This is a genomic window from Candidatus Sodalis sp. SoCistrobi (assembly GCF_900143145.1).
Classification (GTDB): Bacteria; Pseudomonadota; Gammaproteobacteria; order Enterobacterales; family Enterobacteriaceae; genus SoCistrobi.
The window spans coordinates 1-1,444 of the sequence record NZ_FRDB01000370.1 but is presented as its reverse complement, the minus strand read 5'-3'; the positions used below and the strand labels follow the sequence as shown (position 1 = coordinate 1,444).

Annotated in this window: 1 protein-coding gene and 2 pseudogenes; 2 read left to right on the top strand and 1 reads right to left on the bottom strand. The window is 50.4% G+C overall.

Features of this window, described 5'->3' with window-relative positions; genetic code table 11:
* Positions 1–126 precede the first annotated feature (126 nt).
* Together CINSTRO3249_RS15885 and CINSTRO3249_RS17920 are read left to right on the top strand one after the other, a co-directional pair.
* Positions 127–306: pseudogene (locus CINSTRO3249_RS15885) on the top strand (DUF305 domain-containing protein); the annotation flags it as partial.
* A gap of 493 nt (positions 307–799) precedes the next feature.
* The gene (locus CINSTRO3249_RS17920; RefSeq protein WP_256381685.1) at positions 800–931 is read left to right on the top strand and encodes a hypothetical protein; all 132 of its coding nucleotides are present in this window, start codon (positions 800–802) and stop codon (positions 929–931) included.
* 245 nt (positions 932–1,176) lie between these two features.
* Here CINSTRO3249_RS17920 and CINSTRO3249_RS16350 read toward each other — a convergent pair.
* Positions 1,177–1,320 (bottom strand): annotated as a pseudogene (locus CINSTRO3249_RS16350) (IS256 family transposase); the annotation flags it as partial.
* Positions 1,321–1,444 lie beyond the last annotated feature (124 nt).

The following is a 1,444-nucleotide window of genomic DNA, read 5'->3' as shown; positions in this document are numbered from 1 at the left end:
TGCTCATGCTGAGTTTCCAGCACTAGATTAACTGCCCGTTCACGGACTTCCGGAGAGTAACGTTTGGTCGTTGTCATAGAGACCTCCACTTTTAAAGTATAGACTCTAATTTATCCGGGGTGATTCATCGCCTTCGCCCAAGGGATGATCCCCCATCATCAGGGGGCAATCAATATGGCGGAGGTGGAACTCAAATATGGTAAAGATCCGGCGATGCGTAAGATGGCGGAAAATGTCATCAGCGCGCAAAAAGCCGAAATTGCGACCATGCAGCAGTGGTTGGCGGAGCACGGCCAGAAAAAATAGCCCCTTGACACGCGTCGGTCGGCGAGTTTGGCTTAAAGGCTCAGGCTCAGGCTGATGCTGAGTCAGACGCTTGAGGCAGACGCTGAGGCAGACGCTAGCGCTGCGGCTCGGCTGAGCGCCGAAGCTGAGTGCGGCTTGCAATCCCGGCCCAGGTTTGGTAAGTCTAAACTTGCCCGTGTATGATCGGGAATCTTTTGGTAAATCATCTTCAACCCACAAGTAAGCGAGGCGTTTATGAGCAGAGGTAAAGATAAAACGGCCAAGAAGAAACCAGAGAAGACACTGAAGGAAAAACGTGCAGACAAAAAGAGCAAAAAGGAGCTCGATATCTGAGCAGCTTGTTTACTGCAGTCAACCCGGCGAGAAGCCGGGTTTTTTGTTGCCGGCCGCATAGGGTTGACAAGTTATTTCTCGGTGGCTAAAAAGCCCCGGGTGATAAAATTGAGGGTGGAAAACCGGTATACTGTTGCCTCGCCTTCCAGGATATAGCCGAATGAATGACGATATTTTTGAATTTGATATTGATGCCGAACTGGCGAAGGCGGAAAAAAACGCCGAAAAAAAAGCTGAAGACGTGCCGGAACCGCTGTCGGCGGAAGACGATTGCGAAGGCTGTAAAATCTGACGGCAGGCGCGGCTGGCCTGAGCGCCAAGCCGCCGCTGAAACGTCTTGGCTGGTTAACGGGCTAATAGGCTAACCATCCAACGGGCTAAGGAGTCAACAGGCTATTGGCTTACTGGCTTACTGGCTTACTGGCTTACTGGCTTACTGGCTTACTGGCTGCGGGCGAACGGCGGCTTATCGGCGCGATTGCCACGCTAATTCTCCTGTCGGGTCTGTAAATTTTTTTGTGTAAATGGCTCCATCGCTTAACTGGAGATTCGTTCTCCATACATCAACATGAATTGGCTCATAGCAGGTTTCCAGTCTCTGAGTGGCATGGTCCATTTGGCGGAAATATTATGCAACGCCAGATAGAGCAGTTTAAGTACCGAGTCATCTGTTGGAAATGAATAACCCCGAGTTTATTAGAGAGTAATTTTGGCAATACTACGCCGCTTCCTCTGATGCTAATTGCAAAGCGTAATAGTTCATTTCGGCTTCAGTAGGAGGGATGTAACCCAGCCGCCCGAGCAG